At 67.2% G+C, this 23,400-nt stretch carries 21 protein-coding genes and 7 tRNA genes; 20 read left to right on the top strand and 8 right to left on the bottom strand.

Annotated features, from left to right (window positions below; all coding sequences use genetic code 11):
* Positions 1-206 precede the first annotated feature (206 nt).
* The 3 genes from DID96_RS07150 (at position 207) to DID96_RS07140 (ending at position 3,735) form a co-directional block, all read left to right on the top strand.
* A complete protein-coding gene (locus tag DID96_RS07150) occupies positions 207-1,304 on the top strand; it encodes an ABC transporter permease (RefSeq protein WP_124598666.1) in 1,098 nt (365 codons plus the stop codon).
* On the top strand, positions 1,301-2,920 hold the full coding sequence (locus DID96_RS07145) for an ABC transporter ATP-binding protein (RefSeq protein ID WP_124598664.1): 1,620 nt from the start codon (positions 1,301-1,303) through the stop codon (positions 2,918-2,920). The genes DID96_RS07150 and DID96_RS07145 overlap by 4 nt, the downstream gene beginning before the upstream one ends.
* Before the next feature lie 128 nt (positions 2,921-3,048).
* Positions 3,049-3,735, top strand: coding sequence for a C40 family peptidase (locus tag DID96_RS07140; protein WP_124598662.1), 687 nt, complete (start codon positions 3,049-3,051; stop codon positions 3,733-3,735).
* A 142-nt stretch (positions 3,736-3,877) separates the two neighbouring features.
* On the opposite strand, the gene DID96_RS07135 is transcribed toward DID96_RS07140, so the two are convergent.
* Positions 3,878-4,924 (bottom strand): patatin-like phospholipase family protein, encoded by a 1,047-nt coding sequence (locus tag DID96_RS07135; RefSeq protein ID WP_409333763.1) that lies wholly within the window; start codon positions 4,922-4,924, stop codon positions 3,878-3,880.
* Between the two features lie 177 nt (positions 4,925-5,101).
* Between DID96_RS07135 and gltX the strand changes: the two genes are divergently transcribed.
* The 9 genes from gltX (at position 5,102) to DID96_RS07090 (ending at position 8,468) form a co-directional block, all read left to right on the top strand.
* Positions 5,102-6,511 carry a glutamate--tRNA ligase gene (gltX, locus tag DID96_RS07130; RefSeq protein WP_124598658.1) on the top strand — a complete coding sequence of 470 codons (1,410 nt, stop codon included), beginning with the start codon at positions 5,102-5,104 and terminating at the stop codon, positions 6,509-6,511.
* Between the two features lie 117 nt (positions 6,512-6,628).
* Positions 6,629-6,704, top strand: a tRNA-Ala gene (locus DID96_RS07125).
* Positions 6,705-6,840: 136 nt separating this feature from the next.
* Positions 6,841-6,916 (top strand) — tRNA-Glu (locus tag DID96_RS07120).
* A gap of 81 nt (positions 6,917-6,997) precedes the next feature.
* A tRNA-Asp gene (locus tag DID96_RS07115) sits at positions 6,998-7,074 on the top strand.
* Positions 7,075-7,137: 63 nt separating this feature from the next.
* Positions 7,138-7,213: transfer RNA gene (locus DID96_RS07110), tRNA-Glu, on the top strand.
* Positions 7,214-7,293: 80 nt separating this feature from the next.
* Positions 7,294-7,370, top strand: a tRNA-Asp gene (locus tag DID96_RS07105).
* 64 nt (positions 7,371-7,434) lie between these two features.
* A tRNA-Glu gene (locus DID96_RS07100) sits at positions 7,435-7,510 on the top strand.
* Between the two features lie 73 nt (positions 7,511-7,583).
* A tRNA-Asp gene (locus DID96_RS07095) sits at positions 7,584-7,660 on the top strand.
* A 343-nt stretch (positions 7,661-8,003) separates the two neighbouring features.
* The gene (locus DID96_RS07090; protein WP_124598657.1) at positions 8,004-8,468 is read left to right on the top strand and encodes a GNAT family N-acetyltransferase; all 465 of its coding nucleotides are present in this window, start codon (positions 8,004-8,006) and stop codon (positions 8,466-8,468) included.
* A gap of 24 nt (positions 8,469-8,492) precedes the next feature.
* Here the strand turns inward: DID96_RS07090 and DID96_RS07085 are convergent, their stop codons facing one another.
* Positions 8,493-9,386 carry a helix-turn-helix domain-containing protein gene (locus tag DID96_RS07085; RefSeq protein ID WP_124598655.1) on the bottom strand — a complete coding sequence of 298 codons (894 nt, stop codon included), beginning with the start codon at positions 9,384-9,386 and terminating at the stop codon, positions 8,493-8,495.
* Positions 9,387-9,612: 226 nt separating this feature from the next.
* Here DID96_RS07085 and rraA point away from each other — a divergent pair, with 226 nt between their 5' ends.
* Complete coding sequence (gene rraA, locus DID96_RS07080) at positions 9,613-10,107, top strand: ribonuclease E activity regulator RraA (RefSeq protein WP_124598653.1); 495 nt, start codon at positions 9,613-9,615, stop codon at positions 10,105-10,107.
* Between the two features lie 35 nt (positions 10,108-10,142).
* Positions 10,143-10,562 carry a gamma-glutamylcyclotransferase gene (locus DID96_RS07075; protein ID WP_124598651.1) on the top strand — a complete coding sequence of 140 codons (420 nt, stop codon included), beginning with the start codon at positions 10,143-10,145 and terminating at the stop codon, positions 10,560-10,562.
* Positions 10,563-10,728: 166 nt separating this feature from the next.
* Here the strand turns inward: DID96_RS07075 and aceB are convergent, their stop codons facing one another.
* Both aceB and DID96_RS07065 read right to left on the bottom strand, forming a co-directional pair.
* Positions 10,729-12,321 (bottom strand): malate synthase A, encoded by a 1,593-nt coding sequence (gene aceB, locus DID96_RS07070; RefSeq protein WP_124598650.1) that lies wholly within the window; start codon positions 12,319-12,321, stop codon positions 10,729-10,731.
* 70 nt (positions 12,322-12,391) lie between these two features.
* The gene (locus DID96_RS07065; protein WP_124598647.1) at positions 12,392-13,150 is read right to left on the bottom strand and encodes a haloacid dehalogenase type II; all 759 of its coding nucleotides are present in this window, start codon (positions 13,148-13,150) and stop codon (positions 12,392-12,394) included.
* 157 nt (positions 13,151-13,307) lie between these two features.
* Between DID96_RS07065 and DID96_RS07060 the strand changes: the two genes are divergently transcribed.
* Positions 13,308-14,210: a LysR family transcriptional regulator gene (locus tag DID96_RS07060; protein ID WP_124598645.1), complete on the top strand. Its 903-nt coding sequence runs from the start codon at positions 13,308-13,310 to the stop codon at positions 14,208-14,210.
* A 237-nt stretch (positions 14,211-14,447) separates the two neighbouring features.
* Complete coding sequence (locus tag DID96_RS07055) at positions 14,448-14,882, top strand: universal stress protein (RefSeq protein WP_124598642.1); 435 nt, start codon at positions 14,448-14,450, stop codon at positions 14,880-14,882.
* Between the two features lie 238 nt (positions 14,883-15,120).
* On the opposite strand, the gene aceA is transcribed toward DID96_RS07055, so the two are convergent.
* The 3 genes from aceA to DID96_RS07035 form a co-directional block, all read right to left on the bottom strand.
* On the bottom strand, positions 15,121-16,428 hold the full coding sequence (gene aceA / locus DID96_RS07050; protein ID WP_124598640.1) for an isocitrate lyase: 1,308 nt from the start codon (positions 16,426-16,428) through the stop codon (positions 15,121-15,123).
* A 391-nt stretch (positions 16,429-16,819) separates the two neighbouring features.
* On the bottom strand, positions 16,820-18,367 hold the full coding sequence (locus DID96_RS07040) for a DEAD/DEAH box helicase (protein ID WP_124598637.1): 1,548 nt from the start codon (positions 18,365-18,367) through the stop codon (positions 16,820-16,822).
* 347 nt (positions 18,368-18,714) lie between these two features.
* Positions 18,715-18,984 (bottom strand): acyl-CoA-binding protein, encoded by a 270-nt coding sequence (locus DID96_RS07035; RefSeq protein WP_124598636.1) that lies wholly within the window; start codon positions 18,982-18,984, stop codon positions 18,715-18,717.
* Positions 18,985-19,132: 148 nt separating this feature from the next.
* On the opposite strand from DID96_RS07035, the gene tsaB reads away from it, so the two are divergent.
* From tsaB to DID96_RS07015, 4 genes are read left to right on the top strand one after another with little or no spacing between them, the layout of a single operon-like run.
* Complete coding sequence (gene tsaB / locus DID96_RS07030; RefSeq protein WP_124598634.1) at positions 19,133-19,900, top strand: tRNA (adenosine(37)-N6)-threonylcarbamoyltransferase complex dimerization subunit type 1 TsaB; 768 nt, start codon at positions 19,133-19,135, stop codon at positions 19,898-19,900.
* Positions 19,897-20,394, top strand: a complete 498-nt coding sequence (rimI, locus tag DID96_RS07025) for a ribosomal protein S18-alanine N-acetyltransferase (protein WP_124598632.1) — start codon at positions 19,897-19,899, stop codon at positions 20,392-20,394. Before tsaB ends, rimI begins: the two co-directional genes overlap by 4 nt.
* Positions 20,381-21,562, top strand: coding sequence for a uracil-DNA glycosylase (locus DID96_RS07020; RefSeq protein ID WP_124598630.1), 1,182 nt, complete (start codon positions 20,381-20,383; stop codon positions 21,560-21,562). The genes rimI and DID96_RS07020 overlap by 14 nt, the downstream gene beginning before the upstream one ends.
* Entirely contained in the window at positions 21,559-22,521 is a 963-nt protein-coding gene (locus DID96_RS07015; RefSeq protein ID WP_124598628.1) for a DUF1853 family protein, read from the top strand. Before DID96_RS07020 ends, DID96_RS07015 begins: the two co-directional genes overlap by 4 nt.
* Before the next feature lie 19 nt (positions 22,522-22,540).
* Here DID96_RS07015 and thiD read toward each other — a convergent pair whose 3' ends face one another.
* Positions 22,541-23,350: a bifunctional hydroxymethylpyrimidine kinase/phosphomethylpyrimidine kinase gene (gene thiD, locus DID96_RS07010; protein WP_124598626.1), complete on the bottom strand. Its 810-nt coding sequence runs from the start codon at positions 23,348-23,350 to the stop codon at positions 22,541-22,543.
* Between the last annotated feature and the right edge of the window lie 50 nt (positions 23,351-23,400).

Here is a 23,400-nt window from a genome sequence, read left to right as displayed (position 1 = left end):
GCGTTGCTCGCTGCCCCCCGAGGGGGCGGTCAGCCGCCCACGGCTGGCTTTGCAAAGCCAGCCGGCTGAGCAGGCGCAGAGCGTTGCTCCGCGAATTCCCTGCTACGCCCTTGGGGCGGCCCGGCGGAGGCTGACATGAAACGGCCCCCACGCTCGCGTTCCCGACGGGGCTTCGACGCACCATGGACGGCTCGCGGAGGGCGCGCATGAGCCAGGCCACCGTGTCGTCCCGCATCGACGCCGCGCGCGCGCGCGTGTCGCCGTCGCCCGCGCGCCGCGTATGGCGGCGCTTCACGCAGCAGCGCCTCGGCTACTGGAGCCTCGTGATCTTCGTCGTCGCGTTCGCGGCGAGCCTCGCCGCGCCGCTGTGGTCGAACGACAAGCCGCTCGTCGTGCGCTACGACGGCCACTATTACTTCCCGCTGTTCCATGCGTATCCGGAGACGACCTTCGGCGGCGACTTCCCGACGCCCGCCGACTACCTCGATCCGTATATCCGCAAGCGCCTCCAGGCGCCCGGCAACTTCGTCGTCCATCCGCCGAACCGCTACCACTACGACACGCTGAATTACTTCTCGACGGTGCCGAACCCCGCACCGCCGTCGCGCGAGAACTGGCTCGGCACCGACGCGCAGGGGCGCGACCTGCTCGCGCGGCTCGTCTACGGGTTCCGCGTGTCGGTCGAGTTCGGGCTGATCCTGACCTTGATCGGCACGATCCTCGGCATTGCCGCGGGCGCGGTGCAGGGCTTCTTCGGCGGCCGCATCGACATCGTCGGGCAGCGCCTGATCGAGATCTGGAGTTCGCTGCCCGAGCTGTATCTGCTGATCATCTTCGCGTCGATCTTCGAGCCGAGCTTCCTGCTGCTGATCGTGCTGCTGTCGCTGTTCGGCTGGATCGGCCTTGCCGACTACGTGCGCGCCGAATTCCTGCGCAACCGCACGCAGGACTACGTGCGTGCGGCGCGCGCGATGGGGCTGTCGAACTGGCAGATCATCTGGCGCCACGTGCTGCCGAACAGCCTGACGCCGGTGATCACGTTCCTGCCGTTCCGGATGAGCGGCGCGATTCTCGCGCTCACGAGCCTCGACTTTCTCGGGCTCGGCGTGCCGCCGCCGACGCCGAGCCTCGGCGAGCTGCTCGCGCAGGGCAAGGGCAATCTCGACGCATGGTGGATTTCGCTGTCGACGTTCGGCGTGCTAGTCGCGACGCTGCTGTTGCTGACCTTCATGGGCGACGCGCTGCGCAATGCGCTCGACACGCGGATGGCCGACTCCGTGAGGGCGGCGGGAGGCCAGCTATGAGCGCGTCGACACTGCTGCCGGACGAACCGCTGCTGTCGCTCGAGCGCGTGCAGGTGCGCTTCGGCGATACCGTCGCGGTCGAGGACGTGACGCTCGCGATCGGCCGCGGCGAGCGCGTCGCGCTCGTCGGCGAGTCGGGCTCGGGCAAGAGCGTGACCGCGCTGTCGGTGCTGCGCTTGCTGCGCGATGCGCAGGTGAGCGGCTCGATCCGCTTCGCCGGCCGGAATCTCGCGGACTGCAGCGAGCGCGAGATGCGCGGGCTGCGCGGCTCCGACATCGCGATGATTTTCCAGGAGCCGATGACGGCGCTCAATCCGCTGTACACGATCGGCTCGCAGATCGGCGAGACGATCATGCTGCACGACAGGGTGGCGGCCGGGGACGCGCGCAAGCGGGCGATCGCGCTGCTCGCGCGCACCGGCATCGCCGAGCCGGACAAGCGTGTCGACAGCTATCCGCACCAGCTGTCGGGCGGCCAGCGGCAGCGCGCGATGATCGCGATGGCGCTCGCGTGCCGCCCGCGCCTGTTGCTCGCCGACGAGCCGACGACCGCGCTCGACGTGACGATCCGCGCGCAGATCGTCGAACTGCTGCTCGAACTGCAGCGCGAGGAAGCCGAGAAGCGCGGGATGGCGATCCTGCTGATCACGCACGACCTGAACCTCGTGCGGCATTTCGCCGATCGCGTCGCGGTGATGGAGCGCGGCCGGCTCGTCGAAAGCGGGCCGGTCGAGCGAATCTTCGCGGCGCCCGAGCACCCGTACACGCAGCGTCTGCTGAACAGCCGGCCGCAGCGTGCGGTGATGCCGGTGATGCCGATCGCGCCCGTGCTGCTCGACGCGCGCCACGTGACCGTGCAGTTCACGCACAAGCGGCCGGGGGTGGCGGGCTGGTTCCGGTCGGCGAGCGTGACCGCGGTCGCGGACGTGTCGGTGTCGGTGCGACAGGGCGAGACGCTCGGGGTCGTCGGCGAGTCCGGGTCCGGCAAGTCGACGCTCGCGATGGCGCTGCTCGGGCTGCAGAAGACCGCGCACGGCGAGATCGAATTCCAGGGGCGCGCGCTGTCGAGCTACCGCGGCCGCGAGCAGACCGCGCTGCGCTCGAACATGCAGGTCGTATTTCAGGATCCATTCAGTTCGCTGTCGCCGCGCCACACGATCGAGCGGATCGTCGGCGAGGGGCTCGAGCTGCATCGTCCGGACTTGTCGGTCGACGCGCGGCGCGCGAAGTCGCTCGCGGTGCTGCGCGAAGTCGGCCTCGACCGCACCGTGATGCACCGCTATCCGCACGAGTTCTCGGGCGGGCAGCGCCAGCGGATCGCGATCGCCCGCGCGCTCGTGCTCGAGCCGCGCATCCTGATCCTCGACGAGCCGACGTCGGCGCTCGACGTGTCGATCCAGCAGCAGGTGCTGAAGCTGCTTGCGAATTTGCAACAGAAATACAACCTCGGCTACGTGTTCATCAGCCACGACCTGGAGGTGATCGGCGCGATGGCGCACCGCGTCGCGGTGATGCAGGGCGGGGCGATCGTCGAGTCCGGCGAGGTCGCCGACATCTTCACGAAACCGTCACATCCTTACACACAAAAGCTATTGAAAGCGGTCTGGAAAGCGTGATAGGGCGCCAATGATCTGACTATCTCGATTGTATTTTTTAATTTGTTTTGACAAACGGATACGCGCTGGCTAGTATCGACCGAAATTTTCCGCCAATCAGCTGATTTTTAAGCATAATCCATCGACCAATGCAGCACCGATCCCTCACCCAGGCATGCGCGCGCGCCGTCGCCGGGATGTTCATCGGCGTCCTGTTCGCTGCGACTTCCGGCGCGTTCGCCGACGAAGTCGGCAGTTTTAACCAGAATGCCGCATTTTCGACACAATCCGGGTCGAATTCCTCGCAGAGTTCCGCAACCAGCGTCCAGCCGTCGGCTTCGACGGGCGGCGCGAAGTCGTTCCTGTCCGGCATGGCCGGCAAGGCGGGCGACGTCGTCGTCAGCGCGCTGAACATGATCGGCGTCCGCTATCGCTGGGGCGGCAACTCGCCGGATTCCGGCCTCGACTGCAGCGGCTTCGTGCGCTACGTGTTCCAGGACACGCTCGGCATGTCGCTGCCGCGCCGCGCGGAAGAGATGAGCCGCGTCGGCGAGAAGGTGAGCATGAGCAACCTCAAGCCGGGCGACCTCGTGTTTTTCAACACGATGCGCCGCACGTTCTCGCACGTCGGCATTTACATCGGCGACAACAAGTTCGTGCATTCGCCGTCGACGGGCAGCACCGTGCGCGTCGACGATCTCGATAGCGGCTACTGGGAAAAGCGCTTCACCGGCGCGCGCCGGATCGAGTCGCAGTTCCCGATGAAGGCTGACGATCTGCGCCAGCGCGTGCGCGCGACGATCGGCGACGACGCGGCGAACAACGGCAGCAACTGACATTCGCAGGCAGTCGGATCGAAACGCAAAACCCCCTGCCGCCGAAAGGCGACAGGGGGTTTTGCTTTGGGGCTGGCCGAAGCAAAGCGGCACGGGGCGCCGTTTTCTGCGAGCCGGCGCCCCCGGGTGCCGCGCTGCGCGCTTACGCCGCCGCGACGCCGCGGGCCGCCGCGAGCTTGCGCTGCAGTTCGGGCATGATGCGCGCGACCGCTTCCTCACCGGCGAGAATCGCCGCGTTGCGCTGGTTGAAGTCGCTGCCGCCCATCGCGTTGAGGTTCGGGCGGATCACGACGTCCGCGTACTTGTCGAGCTCGTAGGTCTTGATCGTCTGGCCCATGATCGTGAAAGTCTGCAGCAGCATCTCGATCGGGTTGTTGGTCGCCGCGCCGTCCGGGCGCGCGGAGATGTCGACCGCAATCACGAAGGTCGCGCCCATCTTGCGTGCGTAGGACGCGGGCACCGGGCTCACGAGGCCGCCGTCGACATACTCGCGGCTGCCGATCTTCACCGGCTCGAACACCGACGGCACGCTGCACGACGCGCGCACCGCGAGGCCCGTGTTGCCCTGCTGGAACAGGAGCGGCTGGCCGTTCTGCAGGTCGGTCGCGACGATGCCGAGCGGCTTCGTCATCTTCTCGATCGGCCGGTTGTTCAGAGACTTGTTGATGAAGTTCTGCAGCGCGATGCCTTGCAGCAGTCCACGCGAGCGGAACGGCAGCGCCCAGTCGCTGATCGCGGACTGGTCCATGTCGAGCGCGAGCTTGTTGAGCTGCAGCGCGTTCATCCCCGATGCGTAGAGCGAACCGACGACCGAGCCCGCGCTCGTGCCGGCGATGAGATCGACCGGGATGCCGCGCGCCTCGAGCCCCTTCAGCACGCCGATGTGCGCGAAGCCGCGTGCGGCGCCGCCGCCGAGCGCGATGCCGATCTTCACCGGCTTCTCGTGCGGTTGGACCGCCGTGGCGGCATTGTCGGGGCGGCTCTTGCCGCCAAGCGACGTGCACGCGGCGAGGCTGGCGGCGACGCTGGCGGAAGTGGCGGCGATCGTGAATTGACGGCGCGACAGGCGAGGGGACGACATCGAAAGTTCTCCAGCTGCGGGCGGCGGGTGGCGGGCGAAGGGCCCGCCACGCCGGTATGTTCCGGGCGACGGCGCGGCAGTTCCGCGCGGCCGGCGCGGCGCCGGCAGGCGGCCGCGGCGCGCACATCATAAAGCAAGCGGCACGCTTGGCGCGAAGGGCGGCGCGAGTATAATTCCTGCTTCATTTCCGTTCCGGGCATCGCCGGCCCCGTTGCAGCATCCGGGCAGCCGCCGCCGATCCCGCGTCGAATCATTCACGCGCCCCAGGCGTTCGAGTTACCGTTTATGACCCGTCCTGTCCGTACCCGCTTCGCGCCGAGCCCCACCGGCTTCATCCACCTCGGCAACATCCGCTCCGCACTCTATCCGTGGGCGTTCGCCCGCAAGATGAAGGGCACGTTCGTGCTGCGCATCGAGGATACCGACGTCGAGCGTTCATCGGCGGAAGCGGTCGACGCGATCCTCGAAGGGATGAAGTGGCTCGACCTCGATTTCGACGAAGGCCCGTTCTACCAGATGCAGCGGATGGACCGCTATCGCGAGGTGCTCGCGAAGATGCTCGAAGAGGGCCTCGCGTACCCGTGCTACATGTCGACCGAGGAACTCGACGCGCTGCGCGAGCGCCAGCGTGAAGCGGGCCTGAAGCCGCGCTATGACGGCACGTGGCGTCCGGAGCCGGGCAAGGTGCTGCCCGAGCCGCCCGCGGGCGTGAAGCCGGTGCTGCGCTTCCGCAATCCGCTGACGGGCACCGTCGCGTGGGACGATGCGGTGAAGGGTCGCGTCGAGATCTCGAACGAAGAGCTCGACGATCTCGTGATCGCGCGTCCGGACGGCACGCCGATGTACAACTTCTGCGTGGTGGTGGACGACCTCGACATGGGGATCACACACGTGATCCGTGGCGACGATCACGTGAACAACACGCCGCGCCAGATCAACATCCTGCGCGCGCTTGGTGGCGAGGTGCCGGTGTACGCGCACCTGCCGACCGTGCTCAACGAGCAGGGCGAGAAGATGAGCAAGCGTCATGGCGCGATGAGCGTGATGGCGTATCGCGACGCAGGCTATCTGCCGGAAGCGGTCGTGAATTACCTGGCGCGCCTCGGCTGGTCGCACGGCGACGCCGAGATCTTCTCGCGCGAACAGTTCGTCGAATGGTTCGACCTCGAGCATCTCGGCAAGTCGCCGGCGCAGTACGACCACAACAAGCTGAACTGGCTGAACAACCACTACATCAAGGAAGCGGACAACGCGCGTCTCGCGGGCCTGTCGAAGCCGTTCTTCGCGGCGGCCGGCATCGACGACGCGGCGCTCGCGGGTGGCCCCGATCTCGAAGCGGTGATCGGCCTGATGAAAGATCGCACGTCGACGCTGAAGGAGCTCGCGGAGGGCGCGGCAATGTTCTACCGCGTACCGGCGCCGGAAGCGGACGCGCTCGCGCAGCACGTGACCGACGCCGTGCGTCCGGCGCTGGCCGAACTTGCGGCCGCGCTGAAGACGGCCGAGTGGACCAAGGAAGCAATCTCGGCCGCGCTGAAGGCGGCGCTGGCTGCGCACAAGCTGAAGATGCCGCAACTGGCGATGCCGGTGCGCCTGCTGGTTGCGGGCACGACGCATACGCCGTCGATCGACGCGGTGCTGATGCTGTTCGGCCGTGATGCTGTCGTGTCGCGCATCGAGGCCGTGCTGGCCTGAGGTTCGAGTATTCGCGAAGCCGTCGGAGGGCGGCTTCGCAAAAAATTTTGCTCGAATCGCAAAAAGGGTATTTACAAGCTCAAAGTTGGTCCATATAATCTCATTTCTGTTCTGCAAGGGGGTATAGCTCAGCTGGGAGAGCGCTTGCATGGCATGCAAGAGGTCAGCGGTTCGATCCCGCTTACCTCCACCAACAGAACAAACAAATCGCTTCGCGAAGCAGGGTAGTTAAAAAATGCTTCACAAAACGATTTAAAGCAGTTAGAATTTCGGCCTTCGCTGTTGATGAAAAATTAATAGCGTAAGTCAGACAGATCTGAAAAGATTTTGTCCCCTTCGTCTAGAGGCCTAGGACATCACCCTTTCACGGTGAGTACAGGGGTTCGAATCCCCTAGGGGACGCCAGATTCAGCGGCGTTTCGTTGGAAGTGTCGCAAAGCTTGCGGGAACGTAACCGACGTCCTGCGGGTTAGGGTGCAGAAAGCTGGAGCGGTAGTTCAGTCGGTTAGAATACCGGCCTGTCACGCCGGGGGTCGCGGGTTCGAGTCCCGTCCGCTCCGCCAGAACGAAGCCCGTTCAAGACGTTTTTGAGCGGGCTTTTGTATTAAAGGTGTAAGCAGTACGTTGTCCCCTTCGTCTAGAGGCCTAGGACATCACCCTTTCACGGTGAGTACAGGGGTTCGAATCCCCTAGGGGACGCCAGATTCAGCGGCGTTTCGTTGGAAGTGTCGCAAGGCTTGCAGAAGTGTCATCGACGTCTGCGGGTCAGGGTGCAGAAAGCTGGAGCGGTAGTTCAGTTGGTTAGAATACCGGCCTGTCACGCCGGGGGTCGCGGGTTCGAGCCCCGTCCGCTCCGCCAGAACGAAGCCCGTTCAAGACGTCATTTGAGCGGGCTTTTGTATTAGAGATGTAGGCAGTACGTTGTCCCCTTCGTCTAGAGGCCTAGGACATCACCCTTTCACGGTGAGTACAGGGGTTCGAATCCCCTAGGGGACGCCAGATTTCGGCGTCGTTCGAACAAACGATGCGCCGGCAGGAAGCGACCGACGCCTGCCAGGCAAGAAGCAAGACTGGAGCGGTAGTTCAGTCGGTTAGAATACCGGCCTGTCACGCCGGGGGTCGCGGGTTCGAGTCCCGTCCGCTCCGCCAAAAAAGAAAATGCCCGCCTCGTGCGGGCATTTTCGTTTGTAGCGCGTTCGTGCCCGCTGGCGGGCACTGGCTGCGGAGCGGAGGAAGCCGCCTGCGCGGCTTCCGGCGGGACTCGAAGGGATGCGCGTGCACGCGCATCCGCGGCCGGCAGGATGTGGGCGAGTCCCGTCCGCTCCGCCAAAAAAGAAAATGCCCGCCTCGTGCGGGCATTTTCGTTTGTAGCGCGTTCGTGCCCGCCTTGTGCGGGCATCTTCGTTTCTTCGCCAGACAATGCGCGAAAATCGCGATTGCATCCGGGCCGGACTGCGCTATCGTGGCGAAATGCGCCCTTGATCATCGTGCGATGCTCGATCCCACCGACCTGCGAATCCTGTATCAGCTCCGTCCCGCGGAGCCTGGCGATTTCCCGTTTGCCGAAGCGCTGACGCACGGCAACATGGGCGGCTATTACAAGCGTCACGGGCTCGTATGGCGCAGCGACCTGTTCTACGCGAGCTGGCGCGAATCGGAAAATTTCATTCTCGAGGCCGACGGCGAGCGCATCGGCGTACTGCGCGTAACGGAAGAGGGCGACTCGCTGCATATCCGCGATGTGCAGATCGCAGCCGGCCATCGCGGGCATGGCGCCGGCACCTATCTGCTCGAGATGTCGCACCGCTGGGCGAAGGCGCGCGGATTGAACGAGCTGCAGTTGCGCGTGTTCGTCGACAATCCGGCCGCGCGGCTCTACCTGCGCATGGGTTATCGCGTCGCCGGATCGCGGCTCGCGCAGCTCGGTTCGATCCGCCACATGGTGCGCCCGGTCTGACGCGCTGGCTCAGGTGTCAGGTCGTCAGGTCGGCGTACCGTTCGCGTCGCCGGCGTCCGGCGGCGTGTCGCGTGCACCGTCCTCGGTCGTCAGGCCCTCCGCACCGCGGTGTTCGTGACCACGCAGCATGAACGCGCGGGGGCTTTCGCCGAACGCGCGCCGGAACATCGCGGAAAACGCGCTCTGGCTCTGGTAGCCGAGTTCGCGCGCGATATGCGACAGCGGGCGCCCCTGGTTGAGCAGCGGAATCGCGCGCGCGAGCAGCGCCTGCTGCCGCCATTGCGAGAAGCTCACCCCCAGTTCCTGCTTGAACAGTCGTGAAATCGTGCGCGTACTCGCGCCAACCTCGCTCGCCCAGTGCTCGAGCGACTCCGCATGCGCGGGCTGCGCAAGCACCGCCTCGCACAGCGTGCGCAACCGCTTCTCTTCGGGCATCGGCACCGCGAGCGGCAGCGGCTCGGCGTGACCGATTTCGTCGAGCACGAGCCCGCAGAGCATGCGTTCGCGGGTCGCGCTCAGGTCGCGCGCATCGAGTGCGACGATCAGCTCGCGCAGCAATCCCGTCACTTCGACGACACGGCATGCGTCGAGCCCGCCCGGCACGATCGACTCGTCGATGTACAGCGTGCGCAGATACGCTTCCTCGACGATCACGACTTCGTGCGTCACGTGCGGCGGCACCCAGATCGCGCGCGACGGCGGCACCATCCATGTCGTGCCGGCCGTCGCCACGCGCAGCACGCCGCGCGATGCATATGCGAGCTGCGCCCACGCATGCGTGTGGCGCGGTATGCGCACGCTGGCGGCGAGCTGGCGCGCGCGCACGCGCATCGGGTGGACGGGCGTCGGCGCGAATTCAGGCGGGATGTCGATGACGTCGTAATGGGAGGATGCGTCGGCGTGGGCGGACGAATTCATGGATGTTCGGGCGCGCGGCGGCGATGCCGCTATTGTAGAAGGGGCCGTGTGAGCGCACGCGGCGGTTTTTTCGATCGATAATGCACGCTTCAAATGAATTTTGTATGGGACCGGGCCGCAAAGCTTCGGACAGAGTCCGAGCGATGGCGCACACCCTGGTCGTCCGCGAAGCATGGGACCGGTCTAAGCGCTGAAGCGACAAGACCGGTCGACAGGAGCCGATGACATGACGTTTGCAACAACCGATCTCTGCGATGCCCATGAAGACCAGCTCGCTGCCGGCACCCTGCGCGTGCTCGAGCCGGCGCTGCGCCCGTACGGCGGCGCCGCGCGTTTCGCGGGGCCCGCAGCGACGCTCAAGCTGTTCGAGGACAACTCGCTCGTGCGCGCGACGCTCGAGCAGGACGGCGCCGGCCGCGTGCTGGTCGTCGACGGCGGCGGCAGCCAGCGTTGCGCGCTCGTCGGCGGCAACCTTGGCGCGCTGGCCGAGAAGAACCATTGGGCCGGCATCGTGGTCTACGGATGCGTGCGCGACGCGGCGGAACTGCGTGCGTGCAACGTCGGCGTGCTGGCGCTCGCGACGCATCCGCGCAAGAGCGACAAGCGCGGCGCCGGCGAGCGGGACATTCCCGTCACGGTGCTGGGCACGCGTATCGCACCCGGCGAATGGATCTACGTCGACGAGGACGGCGTGCTCGTCAGCGCGACGCCGTTGACCTGATACGGCAACACACGAATCGAAGAAGGAGAAACACGATGCGCTACGTATTCGTCTATGGCACGTTGAGAGCGGGAGAAGCCAACGATATCGGCAACGCGGCAGTGCGGCACGGCATCGCCGCGCCGACGCTCGTCGGCGCCGCTGCGCTGCCGGGCGAACTGTACGATTTCGGCTCTTACCCGGGGATGGTCGCCGCGGCCGACGGCAAGACGCTGGTCTGGGGCGACGTGTATGAAGTCGACGAGCGGCTCGTGCCCGTGCTCGACGAGATCGAGCGTGTCTATCCGGGCGTCGACAGCCTGTTCAAGCCCGAGACGGTGACGCTCGAACTCGGCGGCCGGCAGTATGCGTGCCTGTATTACCCGGTCGCGGCGCACGCTGTGTCGGACAAGCTGCGCATCGCGTCGGGCGACTGGGTCCAGCATCGGCGGGAGCGCAAACGCCTGTGCGCGTAACGATCATCGCCGTACATAAACGAAAGGCGCGCTGCGATTCGGTTCGCAGCGCGCCTTTTTTCATCGCATCGGGCCGCGACGCGAAGCCGACCGCGCTTCGCGTCGCCGTGCGGGGTCGGCCGAACACGGCAGGCCGCACCTGACCGGCCGCACCTGACCCGCTCGATCAGATTTCCTCGTAAAGCGGCAGCGTCAGGAATTCGGTGAAGCCTTCCGACGTCGACATCTGCTCGAAGATCGCCGCAGCACGCTCGTACGGATGCGTGTCGCCGCCGACCGACTGCTTCACGTTCTCGAGCTCGGTCTTCGCGTAGCCGCGCACGAGTTCAGCCGTCACCTTGCGGCCGTCGTCGAGCACGCCCTTCGGCGAGCGGATCCACTGCCACACCTGCGAGCGGGAGATTTCGGCCGTCGCCGCGTCTTCCATCAGGTTGTGGATCGGCACGCAGCCATTGCCCGCGAGCCAGGCGCCGAGGTAATGAATGCCGACGTTGATGTTGTTGCGCAGGCCGGCCTCGGTGATCGGCGCTTCCGGCTGGAAGTCGAGCAGATTCTTGCCTTCGACCTGCACGTCGTCGCGCTGCTTCTCGATCTGGTTCGGCTTGTCGCCGAGCACCTTGACGAACTCTTCCATCGCGATCGGCACGAGGCCCGGGTGCGCGACCCAGCCGCCGTCGTAGCCGTCGGTCGCGTCACGCTGCTTGTCCGAGCGCACGCCGCCCATCGCCTTGTCGTTCGCTTCCGGATCGTTCTTGATCGGGATCAGCGCGCTCATCCCGCCGATCGCCGGCGCGTTGCGCTTGTGGCAGGTCTTCAGCAGCAGCAGCGCGTACGCGCGCATGAACGGCACCGTCATCGTGATCTTCGAGCGCTCCGCGAGGCAGAAGTCGCGGTCGCTCTTGAACTTCTTGATCGCCGAGAAGATGTAGTCCCAGCGGCCGGCGTTCAGGCCCGAGCTGTGTTCGCGCAGTTCGTACAGGATCTCGTCCATTTCGAACGCGGCGAGGATCGTCTCGATCAGCACGGTCGCGCGGATCGTGCCGCGCGGGATGCCGACCTGTTCCTGCGCTGCGACGAAGATGTCGTTCCACAGGCGCGCCTCGAGATGGCTTTCCATCTTCGGCAGGTAGAAGTACGGGCCCGAGCCGCGCGCGATCAGTTCCTTCGCGTTGTGGAACAGGTACAGCGCGAAGTCGAAGATGCCGCCCGACACGCGCTGGCCGTCGACCGTCACGTGCTTCTCGTCGAGGTGCCAGCCGCGCGGACGCACGATCAGCGTCGCGACCTTGTCGTTGAGCTTGTACGACTTGCCGTTCTGCTCGAGCGAGATCGTGCGGCGAATCGCGTCCTTCAGGTTGATCTGGCCGTCGATCTGGTTCGTCCAGCTCGGCGCGTTCGAATCCTCGAAGTCCGTCATGTACGAATCGGCGCCCGAGTTCAGCGCGTTGATGATCATCTTGCGCTCGACCGGGCCGGTAATCTCGACGCGGCGGCATTGCAGGTCGGCGGGCAGCGGCGCGACCTTCCAGTCGCCTTCGCGGATGGCCTTCGTTTCAGCCAGGAAATCGGGGCGCTCGCCGGCGTCGAGGCGCTCCGTGCGCTCGGCACGTGCCTGCAGCAGGGTCTGGCGGCGCGGCTCGAACGTGCGGTGCAGTGCCGCGACGAGTTCGAGCGCTTCGGGCGTCAGGATTGCTTCGTAGCCCGGACGGATCTCGCCGGTAATCGCCATGCCTTGCGGCAGCGTGAGCGTGGTGGTCATGAGTCTAATCTCCTTGGTCGGTCAGTTGCGGTTTCGGTGAAGGGGGAAGTGGCCGGCAGCCACGCGTGCGTTACGTGCCCGGGCCGGGGCGCGCGCGGCTTGCGTTTCTGCCGGACGGAGCCGGGGTGGCGAGGAAAGCGAGCAGGTCGGCCATGCCCGTGCCGGTGCCGTCGGGCGGCGTGCCGAGCTCCTCGGCCGGGGCACCCGTGCGGTTGAGCCAGAACGTCGTGTAGCCGAACCAGGCGGCGCCCGTTACGTCCCAGCCGTTCGACGACACGAATACGATGTCGCGCGGGTTCGGCCCGAACGCGGCGGTGCCGAGCGCATAGGCGGCGGGGGACGGCTTGTACGCGCGTACCGCGTCGACTGACAGCACGCGATCGAACAGGCCGTTCATGCCGGCGCTTTTCACCGCGATGTCGAGCATCTGCGGGTTGCCGTTCGACAGGATCGCGAGCTGCGGACGCGGGTCGAGCGCGCGCAGCTTGCGCAGCACGGGCACCGTGTCGGGATAGGTGGACAGGCACGCATATTCGTCCATCAGGCGCTTCTCGGCAGCGCTGTTGAGCGCGAGGCCGAGCGAGCGCGCGGCGAACCGCAGCGCGTCGAGCGTGACGTCCCAGAACGGGCGGTAGCGGGCGCCGGCCGGATCGGCGAGCGTGCGCAGCTGCGAGTATTCGATCTGCTTGCGTCGCCACAGCTGCGACAAGCGTTCCCCTTGACCGGGGTACATCTGCTCCGCCGCGGCCATGACCGCGTGCACGTCGAACAACGTGCCGTATGCGTCGAAGAGGATGGCATTGGGAGAGAGTGTCGTTGTGGCCGACATAGCCTTGCGCTCCAGTTTCAGAGGTCGGAAACGATTCTATTCGTGATCGTCGGTGCTAAAAAAGACGCTAAACATCACTTGATCTTTTACTTTCATCTACCTAATCTGTCGCTGCTTCATTCAATGTGACCGGCGGCTGCCGCTGTCCGGACGATTCATGGACCGGTTCAAACAGATCGAAACCTTCGCCGCGGTTGCGGCGAAAGGCAGCCTGTCGGCGGCTGCGCATGCGGAAGGCGTCGCGCCCGCGATCATCGGCCGCCGCCTCGATGCGCTCGAGGAGCGGCTCGGCGTAAAACTGCTCGTGCGCACGACGCGCAAGCTCACGCTGACGTTCGAAGGGTCGGCGTTCCTCGAGGACTGCCAGCGCGTCATCAACGACATGCAGAACGCGGAGGCGAGCGTGTCGGCGGGCGGCGTGAAGGCGAGCGGACACCTGCGCATCTCCGCGCCGGCCGGCTTCGGCCGGCGGCACGTCGCGCCGCTCGTGCCCGAGTTCAGCTGCGCCCATCCGGACGTGTCGGTCACGCTCGACCTGTCCGACCGGATGGTCGACCTCGTCAACGAGGGCTTCGACTGTGCGGTAAGGCTCGGCGAACTGCCCGATTCGTCGCTCGTGTCGCTGAAGCTCGGCGAGAACCGCCGCGTGTGCGTCGCGTCGCCCGCTTACCTCGCGCGGCGCGGCACGCCGGCCACGCTCGCGGAGCTCGCGCGGCACAACTGCCTCGCGCTCGCGGCCAATGCAAACCAGCAGCGCGGCTGGGCGTTCCAGGAGGACGGCAAGCTCGTGTCGATCCGCGTGAGCGGCACGATGGAATGCTCGGACGGCGCGGTGCTGCACGAGTGGTGCCTGGCCGGGCACGGCCTCGCGTGGCGCTCGTGGTGGGAAGTCGGCGAGGACATCGCCGCGGGCCGGCTCGTCAGCGTGCTCGAGGCGTTTGCCGCGCCGCCGATCGGCATCCACGCGGTGTTTCCGCAGCGCCGGCATTTGCCGCTGCGCGTGCGGCTGTTCCTCGACTACCTGAAGCATACGTACGAACGGCCCGGCTACTGGGGCTAGGCGCGATTCGAACGCGACGCTGCATGCCGCGTGCGCAAAGGCGGCGGCGGGCCTGGACGGCGTGCGGAGGTACGCCGCGGGGACGCCGCCCGGGTGTTTCCGATATGAGGGCGAACCCGCTGCCTGGGCCGGGCGCGCCGAATCGCACACTACAATCGAGACAGGCACCCCGGACGCGGGACGGCCGTGGCGTGCGACGGCGCGCCGTGCCGGGTGCGACTGACGATGGAGGGCGCGATGTTCAAGCACATCCTCGTACCGACTGACGGCTCCGACCTGTCGAAGAAGGCGATCGATGGCGCGATCGACCTCGCCCGCGCGGTCGGCGCGCGCGTGACGGCCTATGCGTGCCTGCCGCAGTATCCGTACTCGCCGTTCTCGGAAGTGATCATCGAGCCGCCCGCCGATTTCCGGGCGCGCAGCGAGCGCGAGGCACGCACGCACCTCGACGAGGTGGAGTCCGCCGCGCGGCAAGCGGGCGTCGACTGCGACACCTGGACGAGCGTGCATCCGTCGCCGTACCTCGGCATCATCGAGGCGGCCGAACGCGGCGGCTGCGACGTGATCTTCATGGCGTCGCACGGGCGCCGCGGGCTCGGCAGCCTGCTGATCGGCAGCGAGACGCAGCGCGTACTGACTCATACGAAAATTCCGGTGATCGTCTATCGGTAGGCCCGGCGCCAGCCCGCAACTCGCAGTGTGCGGCAGCCGGTCCGTTGGCCGAAGTCGAAAAGAATGCGCGCCGGGCAGGGCCGGCGCGCGTTGTCGTCTGCAGCCCGCAGGCTGCGCGGCGGGTCGCGCGATGGATGCCGCGCGCCTGCCGTCTCCTCCCTGATGCTGGTTCGTGATACGGGTGCCAATGCCGCGCCGTCGCATGACCGGCGGGCATCGGCAGACGCCGCGAGGCGTCTTAAGCGACCTTCTTGCCGTCGAAGAACTGCTCGTCTTCGGTCGAGCCGTGCAGCGCGGTCGTCGACGCTTCGCGCTCGACCGTCTGCGTCACCGCGTCGAAGTAGCCGGTGCCGACTTCGCGCTGGTGCTTGACTGCGGTGAAGCCCTTGTCGGCTGCCGCGAACTCGGCCTGCTGCAGTTCGACGAACGCGCTCATCTGTGTGCGGGCATAGCCGTGCGCGAGGTTGAACATCGAGTAGTTCAGCGCATGGAAACCGGCCAGCGTGATGAACTGGAACTTGTAGCCCATCGCGCCGAGTTCCTTCTGGAACTTCGCGATCGTTGCGTCGTCAAGGTTCTTCTTCCAGTTGAACGACGGCGAGCAGTTGTACGACAGCATCTTGCCCGGGAACTGCTTGTGGATCGCTTCCGCGAACTTCTTCGCATACTCGAGATCCGGCTTGCCCGTTTCGCACCAGATCAGGTCGGCGTACGGCGCATACGCGAGGCCGCGCGAGATCGCCTGCTCGAGGCCCGGCTTCGTGCGGAAGAAGCCTTCGACCGTGCGCTCGCCCGTCAGGAACGGCTTGTCGTTGTCGTCGATGTCGGACGTGATCAGATCCGCTGCTTCCGCGTCGGTGCGCGCGACCAGCACGGTCGGCGTGCCCATCACGTCGGCCGCGAGACGCGCCGCCGCAAGCTTCGCGACGGCTTCGCGCGTCGGCACGAGCACCTTGCCGCCCATGTGGCCGCACTTCTTCACCGATGCGAGCTGGTCTTCGAAGTGGACGCCCGATGCGCCGGCTTCGATCATCGCCTTCATCAGCTCGAACGCGTTCAGCACGCCGCCGAAGCCGGCTTCCGCGTCAGCGACGATCGGCGCGAAGAAATCGACGTAGCCTTCGTCGCCCGGGTTCTTGCCTTCCGACCACTGGATCTGGTCCGCGCGCGTCAGCGTGTTGTTGATGCGCTTCACGACCTGCGGCACCGAGTTCGCCGGGTACAGCGACTGGTCCGGGTACATTTCGCCCGCGACGTTCGCGTCGCCCGCGACCTGCCAGCCCGACAGGTAGATTGCCTTGAGGCCGGCCTTCACCTGCTGCATCGCCTGGTTGCCGGTCAGTGCGCCGAGCGCGTTGACGAACGGTTCGTTGTTGATCAGGGTCCAGAGCTTTTCCGCGCCGCGCTTCGCGAGCGTGTGCTCGACCTGGATCGAGCCGCGCAGGCGGACCACGTCCTCAGCCGAGTAGCTGCGCTTGATGCCCTTCCAGCGCGGATCGGCTTCCCATTGCTGTTGCAGTTCCTGTGCCTGTTGCTGACGCGACATGATGTGCTCCTCGAAATGGTGTTGCCTGAATCGGAGTGAATCGAACGGTGGTGATGCTGTTCACGAAGCGGGGGAGTGACGCGTTTCGTTTCGTGAAGTCTTGTATAAGAGTCTAGGCAAACCACAGATCGCGAAACAGAGGCTTTCTCAGGAAGTTTTGAAATTTTTAATTGTTTTAAATCAATCGCTTGTGTTGCTCATTTCGAGATAAGAAATGCATTTTCCCATCCTGCAACACACCGGGTTGTGCCACGCAGCATGATTTTTTACGACGCAAAAAAATTTTCCGCATCGTGAAATGGCGGCGAGGGCGAAAAAAAACCGGCGCGGGTGCGCCGGTTGCGTGTTGCGGGGCGGGTGACGGACGGCCTGCGAGGCCGCCCGGGCGCCATTACGACGCCGAATTGCCGCGTCGCGGGCCGCCGCGCTGGCCGTCGCCGCGGCGGTTGCCACCGTCGCGGCTGCCGCCCGGCTTGCCGCTCCAGCCGCCATTGCCGCCGTTGCCGCCGCCAAAGCTGCGGCCGCCGCCGTTGCCGTTACCGCCACCCGGCTTGCCGCCGAAACGGCGACCGCCGTTACCGCCGCCCGGACGGCCGCGGCCGCCGAAGCCGCGATCGTTGCGCGGCGGCGCCTTGCGCGGCTCGAAGCCTTCGATCACGTTGACCGGCAGCGGCGAGCGCACGAAGCGCTCGATACGCTTCAGCGCGCCTTGCTCCGCGTGATGCACGAGACTGACTGCGATGCCCGAGCGGCCCGCGCGGCCGGTACGGCCGATACGGTGCACGTAGTCTTCCGCGAACTTCGGCAGGTCGTAGTTGAACACGTGCGTGATGCCCGGGATGTCGATGCCGCGCGCCGCGACGTCGGTCGCGACGAGCACGCGCACGCGGCGCTCGCGCAGCGCACGGATCGTGCGGTTGCGTGCGCCCTGCGGCAGGTCGCCGTGCAGCGCGGCCGACTCGAAGCCCGCGTCCGCGAGGCGGCCGGCGAGCTGGTCGGCGTCGATCTTGGTCGCCGTGAAGATGATCGCCTGATCGAGTGCGTCGTCGCGCAGCAGGTGATCGAGCAGGCGGTCCTTGTGATCGCGGTCGTCGACGTAGTGCACGGTCTGCGCGATGTTCGCGCGCGACTCGAGGCGCTGCTGGATCTCGATGCGCTCCGGATCCTTCAGCAGGCGGCTCGTCAGCGAACCGATCTTGCCGTCGAGCGTGGCCGAGAACAGCATCGTCTGGCGCGACTCGGGCGTTGCGTCGACGATCGTCTCGATGTCCTCGATGAAGCCCATGTCGAGCATGCGGTCGGCTTCGTCGAGCACAAGCATCTTCAGTTCGGACAGGTCGATACGGCCGCGCTCGAGGTGGTCGAGCAGGCGGCCGGGGGTCGCGACGAGGATCTCCGGGTTCTTCGCGAGCAGCATCAGCTGCTGGCCGTACGCGACGCCGCCGAGGATGCTGACGGTGCGCAGGCGCTTCAGATGCTTGCCGTAGGTCGACGCGGCGGTCGTCACCTGCATCGCGAGTTCGCGGGTCGGGGTCAGCACGAGGAGGCCCGGGCGCGCGACCGGCTGCGGGCGGCGGCCGCGGCGATCGCCGCCGTTCGGCTCGCGCGGAGCGCGCGGCTGCTGCGCCTGCGCCTTCTGAAGCTGCGCGAAACGCTCGATCGCGGGCAGCATGAATGCGGCGGTCTTGCCCGAGCCGGTCGGGCTCGACACCAGCAGGTCGCGGCCGGCGATGCCGGCCGGGATCGCGCGCTGCTGGACCGGCGTCGGCTTCACGTAGCCGGCGGCCTCCAGCGCGGAGACGATCTCCGGCGACAGCCCGAGCGACGCGAAGCTCGGCTCGTCGGCGGCCGGCGCGGCTGCGGCCGGCGCGGCTTCGTCGAGACCGAGTGCCTTGTCGGCGGTCGCGTTGAGGGGGCTGGTGGAAATGCTCGAAGTCATAACAATCCTTGAAACACAGTGGGTGAAACGTCGGCGCCAATCGCGCATACCCAAGTTGTCGGATTCAACGAGCAAATCGGAAAACGGGTGCAATCCGCCAGTCACGAGGCGGATGAGGCTAGAAGCTGTTTTGGGTGCGGCGTGCTATGACAGCGTTGCCGCCAGCCTGATAATTGACGGCCGCTAGAGCCGAAGCAGGAAGGGGACAGGTTCTAAACCGGATTGGAGCTTAACGCTACGAGACGTCAGGCCGGATCGGCCAACGGGCCGAGCGCGGAAGTGACGCAGCCGGCATTATAGTGATTTTTGCTGCGCTGCGCCACTGCCGATTTGACTATGTGTCGCGATCAGGACGCGGTGCCGTTCTTCAGCGATTCGACGAGCTCGACGTACTGCTGCTTCGCCGCATCCTGCGACGTGCCCTTCAGTGCGTCCCACGCGTCGTACTTGTACTTGCCGACGATATCGGTGAAGCCCGGCTTGTCACCATGCGCGTCGCCGTCGGTCGCTTGCTTGAAGAGCGCGTAGAGGCGCAGCAGGGTCAGGTTGCCCGGACGCTCGGTCAGTCGCTTGACGTCGATCTGGGCTTGGTCGAATCGGGCGGTGATTTCGCTCATCGGGTGTCTCCGGAAAGGGTTTCGAGTCGGGCGATCTTAACAAGCGGACCGGCGCGCGGGGTCGAGCGATCCTTCCAAACCGCCGCGGACACCCGACGTGCGGTGTGATCCGCCGCAATCGCCCGTGGGAGCGGGGCGCCGCATTACAATGTCGGCCATGACGCAAACAGTGCTCCTCGCCATCGATACGTCGACCGAATACTGCTCGGTCGCGCTGCTGCGCTCGGCCACGGCCGAATCCGCCGCTTCCTCCCTGCAAAGCTGGGTCCGCCACGAACTGACGGGCGCCGTGTCCAGCACGCGCGTGCTGCCGGCCGTCCAGGAACTCTTCGCCGAATCCGGGCTGACGCTTGCCGACTGCGACGCGATCGCGTTCGGCGCGGGCCCCGGCTCGTTCACGGGGCTGCGCACCGCGACCGGCATCGCGCAAGGCCTCGCGTTCGGGCGCGGGCTGCCGGTCGTGCCGGTCGGCACGCTGCTCGCGTGCGCCGAGCACGCGCGGCTGCGCGCGCCGGGCACCGCGCGTGTGCTGGCCGCGCTCGACGCGCGGATGGACGAGGTCTACTGGGCCGAGTTTGCGTGGGACGACGGCGCCGGCGACTGGCGCACGCTGCATCCGGCCGCGCTCGACGTGCCGGGCGCGGTCGGCGTGCCCAACGCGCCGTTCACGCTCGCGGGCAACGCGGCCGCTGCGTTCGGCGCGCAACTGCCGGCCGTCGCGCATGCGGCGGCGATCGACGGCGACGCGATGCCGCATGCGCTGGCGGTCGCGCACGCGGCATTGCGTGCGTATCGCGCCGGGCGCACGGTGCCGGCCGAAGCGGCTGCGCCCGAGTATGTGCGCGACAAGGTCGCGCAGACCACCGCCGAGCGGATGGCGGCGCGCGCGGCGCAAGCGGGCGGAGCAAAGGAATGACGGGTGTGCTGCTGAGCGACCGGTATCTGTCGCCGATGACGGATGCGGATCTCGACGAGGTCGTCGCGATCGAGCACGCCGCATATGAATTCCCGTGGAGCCGCGGCAATTTCGAGGATTCGCTGCGCAACGGCTATTTCGGCGTGTGCCTGCGCCACGTGACGGGCACGCTCGTCGGCTACTGCGTGCTGATGCCCGTGATCGACGAGATGCATCTGCTGAACCTGTGCGTCGCGCCGGCCGCACAATGCACGGGCGCAGGCCTCGCGCTGCTGCGCGAAGCCGTGCGCATCACGCAGGCGGAACGGCTCGATGGCGTGCTGCTCGAGGTGCGGCCGTCGAACCCGCGTGCGATCCATCTGTACGAGCGCTTTGGCTTCGTGACGATCGGGCGGCGCAAGAACTACTATCCGGCGCGGCATCACAGCCGCGAAGACGCGATCGTGATGCGTCTTACGCTGAACAAGGACGGAGGCGCGCATGGCGTGGGCTGACGCTGCACTCGAGGAAATGGGGCTCGCGCATCGCTGGGTGCGGCGCGGGCTGCGCGCGGGCGACGTGCCGGCACTGGCCGGGCAGGAACCCGTGGCGGAGACGGCGGAGCCGCAGGCCGAAACGCGTGTCGCACGGACGGCGGGCAAGACGGCCGTGGTGCGCGACGCGATTCCCGCTGCGCAGACTGCCGCGCAGCCGGTCGACGCGCGGGCGATCACGGCGGAGGCGGCGGAGAGGGCGGCGAACGCGGATGAACCGGACGTGAAGTCGGCCGACGCATTGCCGCAGTCGGCGCGCGTCCCGGCTGCCGAGGACGACGCAGCACAGGCGCAAGCGCGCGGCACGCGAGCGCCAGCCGCGTCGCAGGTGTCCGGAGCGCGCGCGCCAGCGGGTCCGCTGGCCGACGGCCGCGCGGCGAACCAGCCCGGCGCGCCCGCGGACGCGTTCGCACCGCCCGACGACACGCCCCCGCTCGACGAAGACGATTTCGCATGGTTCGATGCCGCGCCGCCGGCCGATCCCGTGCCGGTCGCCGACCTGCGTGCTGCCGAAACGCCGGTGGCCGAACTCGACTGGGATGCGCTCGCCGCGCGGGTGGCCGACTGCACGCGCTGCCGGCTCTGCGAGAAGCGGACCAATACGGTGTTCGGCGTTGGCGATCGCGAGGCCGACTGGATGCTGATCGGCGAGGCGCCGGGCGAAAACGAGGACAAGCAGGGCGAGCCGTTCGTCGGCCAGGCGGGCAAGCTGCTCGACAACATGCTGCAGTCGCTGTCGCTCAAGCGCGGCGACAACGTGTACATCGCGAACGTGATCAAGTGCCGGCCGCCCGGCAACCGCAACCCGGAGCCGGACGAAGTCGCGCGCTGCGAGCCGTATCTGCAGCGTCAGGTCGCGCTCGTGAAGCCGAAGCTGATCGTCGCGCTCGGCCGCTTCGCCGCGCAGACGCTGCTGAAGACGGACGCGAGCATCGCGTCGCTGCGCGGCCGCGTGCACACGTACGAAGGCGTGCCGGTGATCGTCACCTATCACCCGGCCTATCTGCTGCGCAGCCTGCAGGACAAGTCGAAGGCGTGGGCCGATCTGTGCGTCGCGCGCGACACGTTCCGTGGGGCGGCCATCCGTGGGGCGGCCGTCCGTCAGGCTGGCGAGCGGCCCGAGCAATGACGGCGCGCGCGGCGTTATCGTTCGTCGAAACGCTGCGCGACGCCGCGGTCCGCGATCTTGCGTGGCTGCTGTCGAGCCCGGGCCTGCTGACGGCGGCGCCCGGCGCGCCGCTTGCGCAGCCGTGGTCCGACGCCGCGGAGCAGGCCGACGCACAAGCCTGGCTGGCCGCGCTCGATGCGGCGCCCGAGCCGCTGCACCATGCGCTCGAAGGGCTGCGCCCGGTCAGGCTCGGCCGCTACGCCGAATGCCTGCTCGAATACTTCCTCACGCACGGACCGTCGCTGCGACTCGTTGCGGCCAACCTCGCGTTGCGCATCAACGGCCAGACGCTCGGTGAGGTGGACTTTCTCGTCGATACGCCCGCCGGCCGGCGCCTGCATTGGGAGCTCGCGGTGAAGTGCTATCTGTGTGCACCGGTGCGCGGCGCGGCGACGCTCGCCGATTTCGTCGGCCCGAATCTCGTCGACCGCTTCGATCGCAAGCGCGGCCGGCTGATCAGCCACCAGCTGCGCCTGAGCGGGCGCAACGCGTTCGCGCTGCTCGGATTCGGCGCACCGGCCGACGCGCAGATGTTCATCAAGGGATGGCTGTTCTATCCGCACGGCGCGCCGTTGCCGCACGTCGCAGACGAGATTGCGCGTGAACATCCGCGCGGCTTCTGGCTGACGCACGCGCAGTGGGCAGGGTGGGCTGCCGCGCAGCCGGCGGATACCGCGTGGGCCGTGCTGCCGCGGCTTGCGTGGCTCGCGCCGAGGCGCATCGACGCGGGCGCCGTGACGCCCGAGCCGCTCGCGACAGTGCCGGCGCTGCCGGCGGTGCTGACGGCCCGCGAGGCGCCGGCACTGATCGGTGTCTACGGGCGGGGCGGCGACGGCGCGTGGCACGAAACCGCGCGCGGGTTCGTCGTGCCGGACGACTGGCCCGAGCGGGCGCAGGCGTTCGCGGCGCAGGCCGACTGACGGGCACGCGCGCCGGCGCTTACCACCAGCGGTGAAAGTGATGCACGGGGCCGACGCCGTGGCCGACGTCGAGGCGGCCGCTTGCGGCGATCGCGCCGGTCAGGTAGGTCTTCGCTTCGCGCACGGCGCTTTCGAGATCGGGATGCCGCGGCAGCAGCGCGGCGATCGCCGACGACAACGTGCAGCCCGTGCCGTGCGTATTGGTGACGGGCACCCGCGGGCCGTCGAGCCGCACGGTGTGCGTCGCGTCGACGAGCCAGTCGGGGCTCGCGTGGTTGTCCGGCAGGTGGCCGCCCTTCATCAGCACGGCGTGCGCGCCCGTCTGCAGCAGCGCGCGACCCTGGCGCACCATGTCGTCTTCGGTGACGGCCGGCGTGTCGCCGAGCAGTGCGGCGGCCTCGGGCAGGTTTGGCGTGACGACCGTGGCAAGCGGCAGCAACTCGCCGCGCAGCGCGTCGACCGCGTCCGGCGCGAGCAGCGCGTGCGAGCTTTTCGACATCATCACCGTGTCGAGCACGACGTAGCGGGGCGCGTAGCGTCGCAGCGCATGGGCGACCGCGCGGACGATCTCAGCGTTTGCGAGCATGCCGATCTTCACCGCGTCGATCCGGATGTCGCCGAACACGGCATCGAGCTGCGCGGTCACGAACGCGGCATCGGGCGCGTGCACGCCGGTCACGCCGCGCGTGTTCTGCGCGGTCAGCGCGGTGATGACGCTCGCGCCGTACGCGCCGAGCGCGGAGAAGGTCTTCAGGTCGGCCTGGATGCCTGCGCCGCCGCCCGAATCGGAGCCGGCGATCGTCAGGACGTTGGGGATCGGATGCGTCATGATGGCAAAGCGCCGGTTCGGGAACCGGCGCGGGCTTGCGGAAACGGGAA

It is taken from the genome of Burkholderia sp. Bp8963 (assembly GCF_003854275.1).
Taxonomy (GTDB): Bacteria; Pseudomonadota; Gammaproteobacteria; order Burkholderiales; family Burkholderiaceae; genus Burkholderia.
This window is presented reverse-complemented; position numbering and strand designations above follow the sequence as displayed.

What these genes read in the sequence shown, in the direction of transcription:
- DID96_RS07150 (WP_124598666.1), top strand. Translation starts at nt 207, where the DNA reads ATGAGCCAGGCCACCGTGTCGTCCCGCATCGACGCCGCGCGCGCGCGC.
- DID96_RS07145 (WP_124598664.1), top strand. Translation starts at nt 1,301, where the DNA reads ATGAGCGCGTCGACACTGCTGCCGGACGAACCGCTGCTGTCGCTCGAG.
- DID96_RS07140 (WP_124598662.1), top strand. Translation starts at nt 3,049, where the DNA reads ATGCAGCACCGATCCCTCACCCAGGCATGCGCGCGCGCCGTCGCCGGG.
- gltX (WP_124598658.1), top strand. Translation starts at nt 5,102, where the DNA reads ATGACCCGTCCTGTCCGTACCCGCTTCGCGCCGAGCCCCACCGGCTTC.
- DID96_RS07090 (WP_124598657.1), top strand. Translation starts at nt 8,004, where the DNA reads ATGCTCGATCCCACCGACCTGCGAATCCTGTATCAGCTCCGTCCCGCG.
- DID96_RS07085 (WP_124598655.1), bottom strand. Translation starts at nt 9,386, where the DNA reads ATGAATTCGTCCGCCCACGCCGACGCATCCTCCCATTACGACGTCATC.
- rraA (WP_124598653.1), top strand. Translation starts at nt 9,613, where the DNA reads ATGACGTTTGCAACAACCGATCTCTGCGATGCCCATGAAGACCAGCTC.
- DID96_RS07075 (WP_124598651.1), top strand. Translation starts at nt 10,143, where the DNA reads ATGCGCTACGTATTCGTCTATGGCACGTTGAGAGCGGGAGAAGCCAAC.
- aceB (WP_124598650.1), bottom strand. Translation starts at nt 12,321, where the DNA reads ATGACCACCACGCTCACGCTGCCGCAAGGCATGGCGATTACCGGCGAG.
- DID96_RS07065 (WP_124598647.1), bottom strand. Translation starts at nt 13,150, where the DNA reads ATGTCGGCCACAACGACACTCTCTCCCAATGCCATCCTCTTCGACGCA.
- DID96_RS07060 (WP_124598645.1), top strand. Translation starts at nt 13,308, where the DNA reads ATGGACCGGTTCAAACAGATCGAAACCTTCGCCGCGGTTGCGGCGAAA.
- DID96_RS07055 (WP_124598642.1), top strand. Translation starts at nt 14,448, where the DNA reads ATGTTCAAGCACATCCTCGTACCGACTGACGGCTCCGACCTGTCGAAG.
- aceA (WP_124598640.1), bottom strand. Translation starts at nt 16,428, where the DNA reads ATGTCGCGTCAGCAACAGGCACAGGAACTGCAACAGCAATGGGAAGCC.
- DID96_RS07040 (WP_124598637.1), bottom strand. Translation starts at nt 18,367, where the DNA reads ATGACTTCGAGCATTTCCACCAGCCCCCTCAACGCGACCGCCGACAAG.
- DID96_RS07035 (WP_124598636.1), bottom strand. Translation starts at nt 18,984, where the DNA reads ATGAGCGAAATCACCGCCCGATTCGACCAAGCCCAGATCGACGTCAAG.
- tsaB (WP_124598634.1), top strand. Translation starts at nt 19,133, where the DNA reads ATGTCGGCCATGACGCAAACAGTGCTCCTCGCCATCGATACGTCGACC.
- rimI (WP_124598632.1), top strand. Translation starts at nt 19,897, where the DNA reads ATGACGGGTGTGCTGCTGAGCGACCGGTATCTGTCGCCGATGACGGAT.
- DID96_RS07020 (WP_124598630.1), top strand. Translation starts at nt 20,381, where the DNA reads ATGGCGTGGGCTGACGCTGCACTCGAGGAAATGGGGCTCGCGCATCGC.
- DID96_RS07015 (WP_124598628.1), top strand. Translation starts at nt 21,559, where the DNA reads ATGACGGCGCGCGCGGCGTTATCGTTCGTCGAAACGCTGCGCGACGCC.
- thiD (WP_124598626.1), bottom strand. Translation starts at nt 23,350, where the DNA reads ATGACGCATCCGATCCCCAACGTCCTGACGATCGCCGGCTCCGATTCG.